Annotated in this window: 13 protein-coding genes and 1 pseudogene; 6 read left to right on the top strand and 8 right to left on the bottom strand. The window is 68.3% G+C overall.

All coding sequences use genetic code 11. From position 1 onward, the window contains the following. Positions 1-29: 29 nt before the first annotated feature. The 7 genes and pseudogenes from IPI67_15665 to IPI67_15695 form a co-directional block, all read right to left on the bottom strand. A complete protein-coding gene (locus IPI67_15665; GenBank protein ID MBK7581632.1) occupies positions 30-806 on the bottom strand; it encodes a pentapeptide repeat-containing protein in 777 nt (258 codons plus the stop codon). Between the two features lie 88 nt (positions 807-894). Further along, on the bottom strand, positions 895-1,227 hold the full coding sequence (locus IPI67_15670) for a DsbA family protein (protein ID MBK7581633.1): 333 nt from the start codon (positions 1,225-1,227) through the stop codon (positions 895-897). Between the two features lie 311 nt (positions 1,228-1,538). Beyond that, positions 1,539-2,105: pseudogene (locus IPI67_15675) on the bottom strand (2-hydroxychromene-2-carboxylate isomerase). After that, entirely contained in the window at positions 2,102-3,406 is a 1,305-nt protein-coding gene (locus tag IPI67_15680) for a peptidoglycan DD-metalloendopeptidase family protein (protein ID MBK7581634.1), read from the bottom strand. The pseudogene IPI67_15675 and the gene IPI67_15680 overlap by 4 nt, the downstream one beginning before the upstream one ends. Continuing rightward, positions 3,403-3,945: a hypothetical protein gene (locus IPI67_15685; protein ID MBK7581635.1), complete on the bottom strand. Its 543-nt coding sequence runs from the start codon at positions 3,943-3,945 to the stop codon at positions 3,403-3,405. The genes IPI67_15680 and IPI67_15685 overlap by 4 nt, the downstream gene beginning before the upstream one ends. Positions 3,946-4,003: 58 nt before the next feature. Continuing rightward, a complete protein-coding gene (locus IPI67_15690) occupies positions 4,004-4,600 on the bottom strand; it encodes a cupin domain-containing protein (protein MBK7581636.1) in 597 nt (198 codons plus the stop codon). Further along, a complete protein-coding gene (locus tag IPI67_15695) occupies positions 4,597-5,289 on the bottom strand; it encodes a sigma-70 family RNA polymerase sigma factor (protein ID MBK7581637.1) in 693 nt (230 codons plus the stop codon). The genes IPI67_15690 and IPI67_15695 overlap by 4 nt, the downstream gene beginning before the upstream one ends. On the opposite strand from IPI67_15695, the gene IPI67_15700 reads away from it, so the two are divergent. Further along, the gene (locus IPI67_15700; GenBank protein ID MBK7581638.1) at positions 5,288-6,877 is read left to right on the top strand and encodes an FAD-dependent oxidoreductase; all 1,590 of its coding nucleotides are present in this window, start codon (positions 5,288-5,290) and stop codon (positions 6,875-6,877) included. The genes IPI67_15695 and IPI67_15700 overlap by 2 nt on opposite strands. Positions 6,878-6,886: 9 nt before the next feature. Here IPI67_15700 and IPI67_15705 read toward each other — a convergent pair whose 3' ends face one another. After that, positions 6,887-8,599, bottom strand: a complete 1,713-nt coding sequence (locus tag IPI67_15705; protein MBK7581639.1) for a right-handed parallel beta-helix repeat-containing protein — start codon at positions 8,597-8,599, stop codon at positions 6,887-6,889. 147 nt (positions 8,600-8,746) lie between these two features. Here IPI67_15705 and IPI67_15710 point away from each other — a divergent pair, with 147 nt between their 5' ends. The 5 genes from IPI67_15710 to IPI67_15730 all read left to right on the top strand — a co-directional run bounded on the left by IPI67_15710 (position 8,747) and on the right by IPI67_15730 (position 15,131). Next, positions 8,747-11,827, top strand: coding sequence for a thioredoxin domain-containing protein (locus IPI67_15710; GenBank protein ID MBK7581640.1), 3,081 nt, complete (start codon positions 8,747-8,749; stop codon positions 11,825-11,827). 22 nt (positions 11,828-11,849) lie between these two features. Then, on the top strand, positions 11,850-12,314 hold the full coding sequence (locus IPI67_15715) for a hypothetical protein (GenBank protein MBK7581641.1): 465 nt from the start codon (positions 11,850-11,852) through the stop codon (positions 12,312-12,314). 238 nt (positions 12,315-12,552) lie between these two features. Then, positions 12,553-13,650, top strand: a complete 1,098-nt coding sequence (gene nirK / locus IPI67_15720) for a nitrite reductase, copper-containing (GenBank protein ID MBK7581642.1) — start codon at positions 12,553-12,555, stop codon at positions 13,648-13,650. A 9-nt stretch (positions 13,651-13,659) separates the two neighbouring features. Further along, positions 13,660-14,487 carry a formylglycine-generating enzyme family protein gene (locus IPI67_15725; GenBank protein ID MBK7581643.1) on the top strand — a complete coding sequence of 276 codons (828 nt, stop codon included), beginning with the start codon at positions 13,660-13,662 and terminating at the stop codon, positions 14,485-14,487. Continuing rightward, positions 14,484-15,131, top strand: coding sequence for an SCO family protein (locus IPI67_15730; protein MBK7581644.1), 648 nt, complete (start codon positions 14,484-14,486; stop codon positions 15,129-15,131). Before IPI67_15725 ends, IPI67_15730 begins: the two co-directional genes overlap by 4 nt. Positions 15,132-15,239: the final 108 nt, after the last annotated feature.

Consider the following 15,239-nt stretch of genomic DNA (forward strand, 5'->3'; position numbering starts at 1 on the left):
TGTCCAAGAATTGGACAGCTCTTGAGCGCTCAACTCTTGCGCTGGGTGCCCGAGCCGCGCTCGGCGCGGGCTTTCTCCCAGAGCTCGTCGATGCGGATCCCGTCGAGCGTGAGCCCGCTGATGTTGCAGTCTTCGAGGACGACGTTCCGCAGGTCCACGTTGCGCAGTCGCGCCCCGGACAGGTTGGCATCTTCGAGCACCGCGTCGGCGAGATCGACGTCGAGCAACCTCGCCCCGGTCAGCTTCGCGTCCGTCAATGTGCAGCCGGCTGCGTTCACGTCCTCGAGGATCGCACCCGCGAGCGTCGCGTCCGTCAGGGTCAGGCCCGACAGGTCGCAGTTCTTCAGCGAGGCGCCCGCGAGCTTCATGTTGGAGAGTGCCGCGCGGGAGAGATCGACGTTCTCCAGCTTTGCCCCGCTGAGGTTGGCGTCCGAGAGTGACAGCCCCGAGCCGTCGATGTCCTCGAGCCGGGCGCCCGCCAGCTTGGCGTCCGTCAGGACCAGCTTTTCCGCGTCGATGTCCCGGAGCTCGGCATGTGCCAGCTTGGCGTCGGTCAGGGACAGGCTGGAAAAGTCGGCGTTTGCGATGCGGCTCGCCTTGGCGTCGATGTCGTCGACGTCGAGCCCGACGAGGGTGGTGTTCTTGACTCGAACCCGCGACATCGAGCCGCCTTCGAAGCGTGCGCCGTCGAGAGAGGAGGAGGCAAACCGGGCTTGCCCGAGCTCGACGTTGACGAAGCGCGCGCCAAGCAGGCTCTCGCCTTCGAAGCGCCGTGCGCCGTCAGGGGGCTTTGAGGTGTGAGACATAGCTAACGCCTGCGAGCCTCACATGGGTCCGGGCTGCTCGTCCACGGTGGGCAATTCGGCGCGGGTTCGCGCAGCCCACTCCGGCGGGTCACCCGATCTTGGGTCGCCAACCCCCGAGGGCCTTCTCCACGAAGAGCAGCCGGTCTTGCCCCCAGAACACCGAGTCGCCCACGACGAACGCGGGCGCGCCCGGCACACCGCGCGCGATTGCCTCCGCGGTGTTGTCGCGCAGGCTCTGTTTGATCGCGTCCGACGTGGCCGCGGCCACCAAGCTGGGGTCGAGGGCCTGTTCGGCGAGCACGGCTCCGAGGATCGCCGCGTCGGCGATGTCCCGGTCGTCGCGCCACGCGGCATCGAAGAGCGCGCGGCACAGGCGCGCCCCATCCGGCCCCGCGGCGAGGGCGACGCGGAGCGGCAGCACACTGCGGATCGGGAAGTGACTGGGAAGCGCAAGCGCACGCCGCGCTCCACGGCGAACCGCTCGAGGTCCCGCTCGAAATACCTGCGTTTTGCCTCCGGGAAGCTGAAGAGTGGCACGTCGGCAGTGCCGATGGCTCGGAACAGCGCGCCGAGCAAGAACGGACGAAATCGCACGGCCGCGCCGACCCGTGCCGAGAGCGACTCGATGGACGTCGCGGCGAGATAGGCGAACGGGCTCGAGAAGTCGTACCAGAAATCCACGCTCGCCCCGGCGGGCGCGGAGGTTTGCTCGCGAATCGGGGGAGCGCCGCCGAGCGCGCGTTCGACGAAGTCGAGGCGGTCTTGCCCCCAGTACAGCTCAGCATCGACGAAGAACGCCGGAGCTCCGAAGACCCCACGGGTGACGGCCTCATCCGTGCGCGAGCGAAGCTCGTCTTTGTAGTCGTCCGCTCGACGCACCAGAGCTTGGCCGTCGAACCCGACCGAGGTCAGGGCTGCTTCGACGACGGTGGGGTTGGAGAGATCGCGTCCCTCCGCCCAGTAAGCATCGAACAGAGCCCGGCTTGCACGCGGCAGATCGCCGGACGCGAGCGCGGCGCGCAGGGCGAGCACAGTCCGGTTCGGATGTCCCGCGGGCATCACCAGGGGCACGTCCCAGTGTTCGGCCCAGCGAAACATGTCGAGCCCGTTCATGCGCGCGCGTGGGGGGGCGAGGCTTGCCATGGGCTCGCCCCCGAGGGCCTTGAACACACCGCCCAGGAGGAAGGGTTTGTGCACCAGCTCCGCCCCGGTCCGCTCCGCCAGCGCTTCGATCTGCGTCGACGCGAGGTACGCGTAGGGGCAGGAAAAATCGTAGAACCACTCCAAGCGGCGCGTCATCTACCGGGTCTCAGCGCACGGCGTCGGCGTTCGTCGAGTGAGCGCGAGCGCACCTCGCTCTTGCGCCGGGCCCCGAGCACGAGCAACGCGAGCGCGAAGCCCGCGCCGCCAAGCGGACGGCTCGGCCCGGTTGCTCGACAGCTGCACCCGCCCTCGACGTCCTCCGTGGACGGCGCTGCGGATGTGGCAGCGCTGCCGCCGCCGAGCCCCGGCTTCGTTCCGCCCCCGCCGAGCGCGCTGCCGCCTGCACCGATGGCCGCGGAACCGCCGTTCGCGTTGCCGCCCGCGCTCGCGCCGCCCCCGCTGCTCGCGCCGCCCGCGCCCGCGTTCGCGACTACGACTTCTACGTGCAAGGTTGCGCCGAACGCTCCCTTGCCCGTGCGGTCCATGCGGTAGTCGCCGCTGTAGTTGCCCGGCGTCGTGGGTGCCACGAACGCGAGCACCCAGTTCTTTTGTGCGCCGGGTTTGATGCTCTCGGCCGCGCCGAGATCTGCCGGCAGCGTGGCGCCGAGCACGTCGCCGCCGACCTGCGCGAGCGAGTAACCGCCGGCTGTCGACCAGGTCGTGTTGCCGTCGTTGTCGAGCACCCAGCTCTTCTGGAAGTTGGCACCGGGCGCGACAGTGAGGGTGCCGCTCGGTGACTCAGTCGCCAGCTTGCTGCTGTCGACCTCGGGCGGCGTTGGGTTCTCACATTGATCCGCCGGCAGGGCCTTGTAGGCACCCTGGGTCAGCCACAGGCTCGCGCTCGCGCCGCACGAACCGGCGAACGGCTCGAGCGACGTCGCCCCGGAGTTTCTGGGTTCGAAGTGCAGGTGGGGTCCGGTCGAGTTGCCGCTCGAGCCGACCTTGCCCAGGTGGTCCCCACACTTCACCGTGGCCCCGTTTGCGACCACGAGCGACCCGAGCATGAGGTGGCCGTAGGTCGTGGTGTTGCCGTCCGCGTGCTGGAGCCGGACGTAGTTGCCGAAGCCACTGCCACAGCCGCAGTCGCCCGTCGAACAATGGTCCGCGCAGCCGTCGTTCACGAAGATCACCTTGCCGTCCGCGGCAGCCACCGCCCAGCGGCTGCCCGCATCCATGACGGGCCAGCTGCCGATGCCGAAGTCGCTGCCCTTGTGCCCGTTGTAGGTGGTGGTGCCGCAGTTCCAGTCTTTGAGCCCAGCCCCCGTGTCTTCGTCGCGATACGCGGTGACGTACGGTTGGGTCCCCGAGGTGGGGAGCTCCATCGGAAAACGGTACTTCTGCGCGGCTGCCGGTGCGGCAACGAACAGCATCGCAAGCGCGAGGAGTGCGCGTCTCATGGCGCGTCATCCTCCGTCGCCGCGCCGGTCGCGACGTCGACACGCCAGCGCTTGCCGCTACCGTCGTCGTAGTGCAGTGCCCCGTCCGAAAAACTCGGCTCACGCGCTGGAGGGGGGACGAACCCGCTCCAGGGTTTTCCGGCGGCGAGGCCGATGTTGGTGAGCTGCTGGGTTTCGCCGGTGTTCGGCTCGACCACGAAGAGGGACGCGACGGTGGTTCGCCCCGAGACGAAAGTGACGCGCCCGTCGGGCAGCACGAAGGGCAGCTCGTCGAAGCCCGGAGCGGGGGTGAGCGGCGCGCTCGCGCCACTCGCCTCGATGAGCCAGAGATCACTCTCACCCGGATCTCTTCCGGTTCGCGACTCGATGCGTCGACCGTCCGGCAGCGAGACCGGGTGGCCGAGCACACCCTCTGGGTGATGATCGCGTTCTGGCACAGCGGCCAGCGTCTGCTCGACGCGGCCCGGATCAGGGGGCGCCTCGCCGCCGCCGCAGCTGAACAGGGCCGCCGCGATCCACAGCCAGCGACGACGACCCATGGGACCGAGCGTACCTCAGCGCGGCGCCGCAGGCGACCGCTCGGAGCCGGGCGGGGTGTCAGCCGAAGCGCTGACCGCCGATGGTGATGCCCGCCTCGAGCACCACGGCGTACAAACACGGTGCATCCGGCAGCACACGGTACGAGTGGCTGCTTTCTGCCGGCATCTCGTGCCAGTCGCCCGGCCCGACGATGCGGCCCGACGAGTCCCGATAGGCACCGCGAAGCACGAACACTCGCTCGGAGCCGAGGTGTACGTGCTCCGGGAACTCGACCCCGGCCGCAATTTCCACGAGACCGGCGTCGGCACCCGCGAGGGCCGGTCCCGGTTCGAAGTGGAACAGCGCGAGCCCGGGCATCTTGTCGCGCTCCCACCGGTTCGTGTCCTCGGCCGCATCGAACACGGCCCGCACCCGAGCGAGCTCGAGCTCGACCATCTGCGCGAGGCGATCGAAGAAGGGCGCGTAGCGCTCGGCTCCGGTACCAATGCTCGTCAAAAGCCGGGCGCGAGCCTCGGGGCTGGGAGTCGAAGCTGGCAGTCCCGCCGCGAGCGCCACCACTGCCTCGCGCGCGTTCCGGACGGCGTCCGGCCGTACCGCCTCACCATCGAGGGCTTCCCGCACGAAGCTGGGCAGGTCATCGAGCGGCGTGCTCATCCGTCCTCCGGAGAATTCATCACAGCGCGCAGCCGCGAGAGCGCGCTCGCGACCCGCGACTTCACGGTCCCGATCGGGATCCCCACTCGCTCGGCGATCTCGCTCGAGCTCAGGCCCTCGAAGTAACCCAGGTACAGCACGTGCTGGTGATCCTCCGGCAGCGCCACCAGCATCCGCCGCACTCGGGCGTGATCCGGCAGCATCGAGGCGTCGTCCATCGAACTGGCGAGCAACCCGAGGTGCCGGGACTCTTCCATCGGGACTCGGCGGGCGACCTCGGCCGACTTCCGGTAGTCGATGGCTCGGCTTCTGGCCCGGAGCGCCAGCCAGGTGCGCACGCTTCCCCGCTCCGAGTCGTAGTCGGCCGCGCGCCGCCAGGCCTCGAGGAACACGTCGTGGACCAGATCTTCGGCCGCTCCGGCGTCGACCACGATGCGCCGAACCAGGGACAAGAGCAGCGGGGCGTGCAGGTCATACAACAGGCCGATCGCGGCCTGGTCGCCCCGGGCCATCGCCTGGACCCAGGCGGCGTCGTCGGGCTCTTCGCGCGGGTCCGCCACCACCACGCCACCGTACCAAGTCGGTGGGGGGCACGCCACGGGCGACCTCGGGGTCAGGGCGAAGCCCAACACCTCCCCAGTACGAGCGACGAAGCCGTTCGGATCAGAGGTATAGGTGGCATCGCACATGGGATCGAGGTTCCCCGAAGAAATCAGCGTCGAGCTCGGGCTCGACGACGCGGACGACTCCGCGGCTCTCAGAGATCGCGTTGCGCGAGCGCTCGGGGTCGGAGCGGCCGAGCTGCCGGAGCTCGTCGTGCAGAAACGGTCCCTCGACGCCCGCCGGGGGCGGATCCGCTTCCACTTGCTGGTTGGCATCGGGCAAGCCGCGCCGACCGCGCTCGGCGAGCCGCCACCGCGCGAAGTGCAAACACCCGCCCGGGTGATCATCGTGGGGGAGGGCCCGGCGGGCATGTTCGCCGCGTACCAGCTGGCGCGGCGCGGCGTGGCGTCGATCGTCCTCGACCGGGGCAAACAAGTGCAACCGCGCCGGCACGACCTCAAGGCCTTGAATGCGAAGGGTGTGGTGGATCCGGACAGCAACTACTGTTTCGGCGAGGGCGGCGCGGGCACGTACAGCGATGGCAAGCTCTACACTCGCGCGCACAAACGCGGGAACGTCCGGGACGTGCTCGAGGTGCTCGCGCTGGCCGGTGCTCCGAGCTCGATCTTGACCGATGCTCGGCCCCACATCGGCTCCAACCGCCTGCCGCAGGTCGTCACGCAGATCCGCGAGCGGCTCGAGGCTGTCGGTGTCGAATTTCGCTTCGGTGCGAAGGTCACGGAGCTGCTGCTCGAAGAGCGCGGCGGCCGGCGTGCAGTTCGCGGTGTGCAGCTCGCCGACGGCAGTGAGCTCGCAGCGTCGGCGGTGATACTCGCGACGGGCCACTCCGCCCGAGACGTGTTCGCGCTGCTCTCGCGAGCCGGGGTCGCGCTCGAGCCCAAACCCTTCGCGCTCGGCGTCCGCATCGAACACCCGCAGTCCCTCGTCAATCAGATCCAGTACGGCGCTTCTGCTGGACACCCCAAGCTGCCCTCGGCGGCGTATCGCCTCGCGGCGGAGGTTGGGGGACGCGGAGTATTTTCGTTCTGTATGTGCCCCGGCGGCTGGGTGGTTCCCGCGAGCACGGAGCTGGACGGGTTGGTGGTCAACGGCATGAGTCTCGCGCGGCGTGACTCGCCGTACGCCAACTCGGGTCTGGTGGTGGCTGTCGAGCTCGAAGATCTGATCGCCGCGGGCTTCACTGGCCCGCTCGCCGGGGTGGAGTTTCAGCGTCGCATCGAACGAGCGGCGTTCGAAGCGGGTGGCGGCGCGCTGGTCGCGCCGGCGACGCGCGCCACGGATTTCGTCGCCGGGCGCGGCTCGAGCACAGTCCCGAAGTCGTCGTACATCCCGGGGCTGATGGCCGGCAACGTCGCCGAGGTCGTCGACGTTGCTGGCGTTCGCATCGCCGAGCGCATTCGCAGCGCGCTCCGCGCCTTCGAGAAGAGCATGCGCGGATACCTGACCGAGGAGGCCGTGTTGATCGGCGTCGAGTCCCGCACCAGTGGTCCCGTGCGTGTGCCACGCCACCCCGAGACCCTCGAGGCCGTCGACCTGGCGGGGCTGTACCCGGCGGGCGAGGGCGCGGGCTTCGCGGGTGGTATCGTCAGCGCGGCCGTCGACGGCCTGCGCATCGGCGAGGCCGTTGCGTCGCGGGTCGATGTAGCGGGTTGAGCGCGGCACCTAAAGCGCCGCGGGGTTCGGCCCAGCGCGTCGCCGCCGAAAGCACAGCAGCGCCAGAGCCCCAAGCCCCGCGGCGAACGCCCACGCCGTTCCACTGCCCGAGCTGCCTGCGACGAAACAACCACAGCCGCTCGATGAGCCACCGTCGTCGTTTTTCGTTCCACCGGTGCCTGCGCTGCTGGTGCCACCGGCGCCGCCGCTCGTGACGCCGCCGGCTCCGGTCGCGCCCCCGGTGCCAGGGACGCCGCCGCTGCCGAAGCCGCCCTTGAACGCCAGCGCCAGGGCCCAGTGTTTGGAGAGATCGGCTTGCCACTCGTACGCGCCCACGTCGGGGCCCGCTCCGGACGGACGCGGCGCGAGATCGAAATCGTCGGCGGGCGCCGTCGGGCCGTCGGCGGCGTCGATCAGCGCCGAGCCCGCCTTCAGCATGAAGTCCGCGCCCGGCAGCGTGGCGGACGGGTTCACGAACAGCGCGCTCGCCGCTGCGGGCAAGGGGATCATCACCGGCGGCGCTGCCTCGGCGTAGTCCTGCCCTTCGAAGTAGTTGGCCTTGGCGACCATGCTGCCCACGGGATCGGGCATGCGGTAGCCGAAGCCGCTCGCTTGCACCGCCAGGAAGGCGTTGCCGGTGACCACCACCGACGCATCCGCCTTCTGGCAGCCGCGGATCGAAAAGGCATGGTCGCTCGCGTCGTAGACCGTGTTGTTCACCACGCGCAGGTTCTTCATGTCCGGCGCTTCGTCTTCCAGTCGCGCCGCGATGCCCTGGTTCGAACCGAGGATCAGGTTGTTCTCCACGAAGGTCCCGGGGCCGGCGTAGATGGCGACGTTCGAGTGCCCCGCCTGCGCAGCGGCACTGCCCACGATCAGGTTTCTGCGGATCACGTTGGCGTCGCCCGCGTTCTGATAGTGCGCGGCGCCGGCGCCATACGAGGTGATGCCGTAGTTCTCGGTCTGCCCCGACACCCCGCGCGGGCAGGCGTAGAGCACGTTGTCTTCCATCGTGCTGGCGTACACGCCGTACATGAACTTCAGGCAGTCACCCTCTTGCCCCGTCGTGTCGTGAATCAGGTTCCGCCTGAGCACGATGTGGTGAACGTTCTTGGTCGCCGACCCCGCGCTGAACCCGCCTGCGGTGAACGCTTGCCCGCCGTTGTTCCCGTCGCCAGTGTTGGTGCCGGTGTGGTGGATCTCGTTGTTCTCGATCAGAATGTCATGCACGTCGCTCTGGGTCTGGATCTGGATCCCGATCCCGGTCACGTCCTCGATCAGGTTGTCGGAGATGACAATGTCGTTCACTCCGGAGTCGATCAGGATCCCGGCCTGGGTGTCGGAGCCCTTGGCCGACAGGTGCAGGTTCATCAGCGTGATGAAGGCGCAGCCAGTGCGGAGCCGCACCGCTTCTTGATAAGCATCGGTGTTCGCGATCACGTGCGGGAGTTTTCCGCTCGCGTCCGCCTTGCCGATGATGGTGATGGGCTGGGCCTGGGTGCCCGCAATGCCGGCGCCGCCCGAGTGCTGCAGATCCAGGTCGATGCCCGAGTAGTCACCGGGCAAGAGCGTGAGGGTGTCGCCAGGCTTCAAGGCGTCGAGCTGCGCGGCCACCTCGGCCTGGGAGACCCCCGGCGAGAGTGTGTATTCGGCGGCGAGCGCGCGGCCGGTTCCGAGGACGACGAGCAGAGCCGAGAGCCCCGCGCCGAAGCACTTTTGCATGCCGCCATGCTACGCGAAGCCTGCGCCGCGCCCAGGGCTTTTGCCGCGTTGCTGGCGCTCCTGCACTCTGCCCGCAAGCTGCGGCGCCCAGCCCGAGGTCCGCGAGTACCGCTGGGTGGCGCGGCGCGTCGGGGTTAGGCTCTCGCAATGGACAGCTTCGAGCCCGGTTCGGTGTTTCGAGACTTCCGCATCGAGCGACGGTTGGCGGACGACGCCGGGAACGCCCTCTACGCCGTAAAGCGCTTGGGCGAGCAAGCAGCGCTGCGAGTCTACGCTTCATTTGGCGCCCTCGATGGCTCCGAGTCCGGCAAGCTGACCGAGGCGGCCCTCGCGGGTGCGGCGGTCGGCAGTGTGCACGTGCCCAGCGTGAAGCTCTGCGGCATCGACTCCGCCACGGGGCTCGCGTGGGTCGCGCTGGGCTCGTTGGAGGGGCAATCACTGGCGGGGCTCCTGGCGCGCGGAACGAGCTTCGACTCCGCCTCCGCGTTGAGCATCGTTCGCCAGGTGGCGGAGGCCTTGGGCAGCGCCCACGCGACGGGCCAGGCTCACGGAGAGCTCACGCCCGCGAGTGTGTTCATCGGCGAAGTTCCCGGTGCCGACGGAGCCCCTGCCGTCAAGCTGCTCGATCTGGGTAGTTTGCGCTGGTTGAACGAACACCGGCAGGGCGGCCACCTCGGCTCCCCCGAGTGGCGTGCACCGGAAGAGCACCAGCAGGGCGCAGCGCCAAGTCCCCACGCCGATGTCTGGGCGCTCGGGCTGCTCGCATTCCGGCTGCTCACCGGTCACAGCTACTGGAATGCTCCGGACGGCGGCGCGGTGGTGAACGAGATCACGGCCGAGCCGCTCCCCAGCGCGACGAAGCGTGTCCGCGATCTGAACCTCACGGCGACCCTGCCCGAGGGCTTCGACGAGTGGTTCGCCGGCGCGGTCACGCGGGATCTAGGCCGGCGTTTTGCGAACGCAGGCGACGCTGCGCGCGCTCTCCGGGGACTCACCAACAGCAGCGATGCGCCTGGACGACCCGTTGGCGCCCCGCCCTGGGGCAGCGGCTCTCCCACGCCCTGGGCGGCCGGCGCCGTGGCAGGAACCAATCCCGCAGCCGCATCCCCAGCACGTTACGGTCCAGCCGAGCCGTCAGCACCCCGTGCACCCTACGGCTACGGTGCGCCTGGGGCAGGCCCATTCCGCGAGCTGCCCGACGCCGCGGCCCAACAGGCGAGCGATCGCTCGGGTGCGGGACTGGCCATCGGCTTGATCGTGGGCGCGTTGGTGCTCGTTGGAGTCCTGGCGTTCGGTGCCCTGACGGGCTTCGTGATGTACACCCGAGCCAGGAAGCCCCTCGCCACGCCAAAAGCCACGGCGACGGCCACGGCATTTGCCGTTGCGGTTCCGGCCGGCCACGACTCGGCCCCGATCCCGGTTCTGGCTTCGGACCCCATCTGGGGAAACAACACCGCACCGGTCACCATCGTCGAGTTCTCCGATCTGGAGTGCCCGTTCTGCGCACGCGCCCACACCACGCTCGAACAGGTCAAGACCAGCTACGGACCGACTCAGCTCAGGCTGGTGATGAAACACAACCCGTTGCCGTTTCACAAGCAGGCGCGTCCCGCGGCAGAGGCCGCGGAGCGGGTGCTGCGCGCCGGTGGCAGCGGCGCGTTCTGGCAGTTCGTCGATCGCGCGTACGCTGACCGCACTGGGTTGAACGACGCGAACTTCGCAACCTGGGCCGCGGCGGCCGGCGCCAACATGACCACGTACGAGTCGCTGGTCGCTTCCCCGAGTGTCGCCGCCAAGATCGAAAGCGACATGGCTCTCGCCAAGCGCATCGGCGCCCGGGGAACGCCGACGTTCTTCATCAATGGCAAGGCGCTCAAGGGCGCTCAACCGCTCACCAAGTTCCAGTCCGTGATCGACGAGCAGCTGGCGGAGGCCAAGAAGCGGATCGCCGCTGGGGCCGCACCGGAGCAAATTTACCCGACGCTGACCCGCGAGAACTTCAACAGCCCCGAGAGCCCCCCGCCGGCGGAGGCGAAGCCGGATCCCGACCAGCTCTGGTATGTCCCGGTGAACGACGACGAACCACAGCTCGGCCCCCGCGATGCGCTGGTGACGCTGGTGGAGTTCGGGGACTTTCAGTGTCCGTTTTGCAAGCGACTCGAGCCGACGCTGAAGCAGCTGCGACAGGAGTACGGCAATGATTTGCGCCTGGTGTGGAAGGACAATCCACTTCCGTTCCACAAACGCGCAGAGCCCGCCGCGCGCCTGGCGCGAGTGATCTACGACAAGCGCGGCAACAAGGCCTTCTGGACCGCCCACGACCTGCTCTTCGACAGCCAACCCCGCCTCGAAGACGATGACCTGAGTCGCATCGCATCGGCGGCGGGCACGAGCTTCGGCGCAGTCCAGGCGGCGATGACCGCTCCGGCGGTGGCCCGAAGAATCCAAGCCAGCCAGGCGCTGGCCGCCGACGTGAAGGCGACCGGCACGCCGTCGTGTTTCATCAACGGGCGGGTGCTCACGGGCGCTCAACCCCTCAGCAAGTTCAAAGAGCTCGTGGATCAGGAGCTCGCCGCCGCCCGTCGGCTGGTGGAGGCAGGAACACCGCGCGCCGACGTCTACAAGACCATCATCGGGAAGGGAGAGCGGGGCAGTCCGTTCGAATTCAAGGAGGTAACTCTGCCGACCCGGTCCGTGCCCATCCGCGGCCGCGCTTCTGCAAGGGTGACGCTGCACGTGTTCTCGGATTTCCAGTGTCCGTTTTGCGCCCGCGTGGAGCCCACGCTGGACGAGGTGTTGAAGCGCTACCCGGACCAGGTCCGCATCGCGTGGCACGACCTGCCGCTGGCCATGCACAACAACGCCGCGCGGGCCGCCGAGGCCGCCCGCGAGGTGCAGGCCCAGCGAGGAGACGCCGCGTTCTGGCTCTTTCACGACCGTCTGTTCAAAGAACAACGGGACCCGGGCGCACTGGGGCCAGAGCACCTCGAGAGCGTCGCAGTGTCGCTGGGCTGCAACCGCTCGAGCTTCGCGCAGGCTCTCGACACCGGTCGGCACACCGCCCGGGTGAAGGAAGACTCCGACGCCGCAGTGCGTGCCGGGATCAGCGGCACCCCGAGCTTCCTCCTGGCCTCCCACGGCAAGAGCTCGGGTCGTTTCTACTACCTGTCCGGAGCACAGCCGCTCAGCAAGTTCGAGCGCGTCATCGACGCCGCGCTCGCGGAGTGAGGGTGGGAGCCGTCGCACGCTGATGCCCGAGCTGTCATTCGTCAGCGTCCCGCTCGAAACGCGGTTCCGCTGCGCCCACTGCGGCACCTATCGTCGCGCGCTGGTCCAGGCGCTCGGGCAGGGCGGTCGGAACGTGTGGGAGTCCTCGGAAGCCGGCGACGAGCGCGCGCTGGCGGACGCCAAGAAACACGCCGAGCGCACTCTGCTTTTCGTGCCGTGCCCGGCGTGCGGCAAGCTGTCGAACCTCGGGCCTGGTGTGCGCCTGCGCATTCAGCTCTTGTGTTTTGTGGCAATGCCGCTGCTGGTTCTCGCAATCTGTGCGGGCTCCGCCGCATGGGTTGGAATCGACGGTGCTGCGGCGCGCATCGTCTTTGGCGTCAGCTTTGGGATCTCGATCCTGAGCGGCGTGTTTGCCTACGCCTTTCACGCCAAGCCGTGGACGAAGGCCGAGAGCCGCACCCAGTTCCTGTCAGCCAAGGAGCGTTGACCGGTCGAGCCGGGTCAGCCGCGCGCGTGTGGCGCCGGCTCGCACTCGGTCGGAATCGTGGTGGGCCGCCCTGGACAAACCCCCGCAGATATCGCGTTCCGCGCACCCCCCTTTCAATGGACCCAATTGGCCTTAGAGATCCGGCTCGGTCGCCGAGCGGGCAGGGCACGCAACTCGATTCGTATCGGGGCTCGAGCCGGCCGACCGCGAACGGCGGATGAACTCTCGGAAGGATCTCATGTATCGAATCTGCTCGTGCTTGCTCCTCGTGCTGCTCAGTGTCGCAGGCTGCAACCGTTCCCCTGGCAGTCCAGATTCGGAGCACCAGGACACCGGCGGCTCGGCCAAAGGTGACCTGGGCGCTCCAGTCGGTCCGCCGGTGCAGGCCGTGCTCAGTCGAGCCCCAGACGTCCCCCCACCCGTCGGGCGCGACAAGCCCGCACACGTCGTAGTCACACTCGAGACCGTCGAGCTCGAGCTACCGGTGGGTCACGGCGTCAACTATCCGTTCTGGACCTTTGGCGGGCAGGTTCCCGGCAACTTCATCCGAGTCCGGCAAGGCGACACCGTCGAGGTCCGTCTGAGAAACGCGCCCGACTCCAAGATGCCGCACAACATCGACCTGCACGCCGCGACCGGTCCCGGCGGTGGCGCGGTGGCGTCCTTCACGTCGCCGGGATACGAGTCGCGCTTCTCCTTCAAAGCGCTGAATCGCGGGTTGTTCGTCTACCACTGCGCAACCGCTCCCGTGGGCATGCACATTGCCAACGGCATGTACGGCCTGATCCTGGTGGAGCCCCCCGAGGGTCTGTCTCGCGTGGATCATGAGTACTACGTGATGCAGAGCGAGATCTACACGAACGGCAAGTACCGTGAGGCTGGGCTGCAGCATTTCGACGAGGAAAAGGCCATCGAAGAGACGCCGACTTACGTCGTCTTCAATGGTCGCGACGGCGCGCTCACCGGTGATCAAGCGCTGAAGGCCAAGGTGGGGGATCGCATTCGCCTGTTCGTGGGAAACGGCGGCCCCAACCTCGTGTCCAGCTTCCACGTGATCGGCGAGATCTTCGATCGGGTCTACACGGAAGCCGGCAGCCGCTACCAGGAGAACGTGCAGACCACGCTCATTCCGGCCGGCGGGGCGGCGATGATCGAGTTTCGCGTGGAAGTTCCCGGCGACTACACACTCGTCGATCACTCGATCTTCCGCGCGTTCCACAAGGGCGCCATCGGCACCCTGCGCGTGAGCGGAGACGAGAGCGCCGGCGTGTTCGGCGGCAAACCGGACCTTCGACCGTGGCAGCCCGTGCCTCCTTCAGGCTCGGCCAAACCCTAGAGGTGTGTGGTGGTCTCGTTGCCGACCTTGCTGCTAGCGGTGCTCTCAATCTGGGTCGCGACCGATCCGGGTTCGCTTCCAACACACTGGCCCGGAGCCAACGCTCCGCCGCCCAGCCCGAAGTGGATCCGCGTTCCGGCTGGCGAGTTTCGAACTCTCTTTTCGGCGGGGCCCGACGAACGAGCGGTCCGGGTCGGAGAGGTCTGGTTCGCGAAGCTACCGACGACCAACGCCGATTTCCTCTGGTTCGTGCGCACCCATCCGGAGTGGCGCAGAGGCAACGTGTCGGGTCTGTTTGCCGATTACCCTTACCTCGAGCATTGGGCCGGCCCCACCACACTCGGTGCGGTCGCGCCCGCGCAGCCGGTGACGAACGTGAGCTGGTTCGCGGCCAAAGCTTACTGCCAAGCGCTCGGCGCACGCCTCCCGACCGAAGTCGAGTGGCAGCGCGTCGCGGCCGCGAGTCCCAGCGCGCCGGACGGGCGGGGCGATCCGGCGTGGTCCAAGCAGAGCCTAGAGTGGTACTCGACCCCTTCCCACGGTCCGACGCGCTCCGTCGGACAATCAAGAGCCAACTTCTTTGGGGTGCAAGACCTGCAAGGGCTGGTGTGGGAATGGGTATTGGACTTCAGCTCGATCTTGGTGACCAGCGACAGCCGCAACCCCGGCAGCGCCAACAACCTCACGTTCTGCGGCGCAGGCGCCCAGAGCGCCCGCGACCCGGCGGACTACGCGAGTTTCATGCGCTCGGCGTTCTTGAGCTCGCTGCGTGCCAACCGAGTCACTCGACATCTGGGATTTCGCTGCGCGCGGGACGTTGGAAAGGAAACGCCGTGAGCTTCAGCCGGAAATCGTTGCTCCTGGCCCTGGCGCTCGTGGGTTGCCAGCGTGCCTCGCCGCCGAATGGGTCCACGACCGAGCCGGCCAGTCCCGGCGATTCGGCGTCCGCTTCAGCGGACGAGCAGCCGCTCAGCGACGCGAGCCTGTACGACCTTCACATGAAGCTCGTGGACCAGGACGGAAATCACGTCGGCCTCGACACGTTCGCCGGGCATCCCGTCGTCGTGAGCATGTTCTACGGGAGCTGTCCCTACGCTTGCCCGACACTGATCCGGGACGTGAAGCGCATCATCGACGCACTACCCCCTCGAGACAGGGGTCGGGTGAGAGTGCTTCTCGTGAGCTTCGATCCCAGTCGCGACACGGTTGCGGAGTTGAAGCAGCTTGCCGAACGCCACCGGGTCGAACCAGGCGTTTGGCGCCTGGCTCGCACCTCGGACGACGAAGTCCGAGACCTCGCCGCCGTGCTTGGGATCAAGTACAAGAAGCTCCCGGACGGTGAGTTCAACCACCAGAGCGTCATCACCGTGCTAGACGCCGGCGGAGTTCCGCGTTTTCGGCAAGACGGCCTGGGTGACCCTCCCGATCACGCCGCCCGAGCGCTCGGCGCGCTGGCAAGCCGACCGCCGAGCGCGATCTAGCTAGCGAGCGCTGTGGCGAAGCCCGATTCCCCACGAGCTTCGCGCGTACAGGCAGCGGACGACGGCGTCGGTTGGGTCGACGGGCCCGCGTTGCAAAGTGGTACCCCG

The organism is Myxococcales bacterium, assembly GCA_016706225.1.
Lineage (GTDB): Bacteria > Myxococcota_A > Polyangia > Polyangiales > Polyangiaceae > JADJKB01.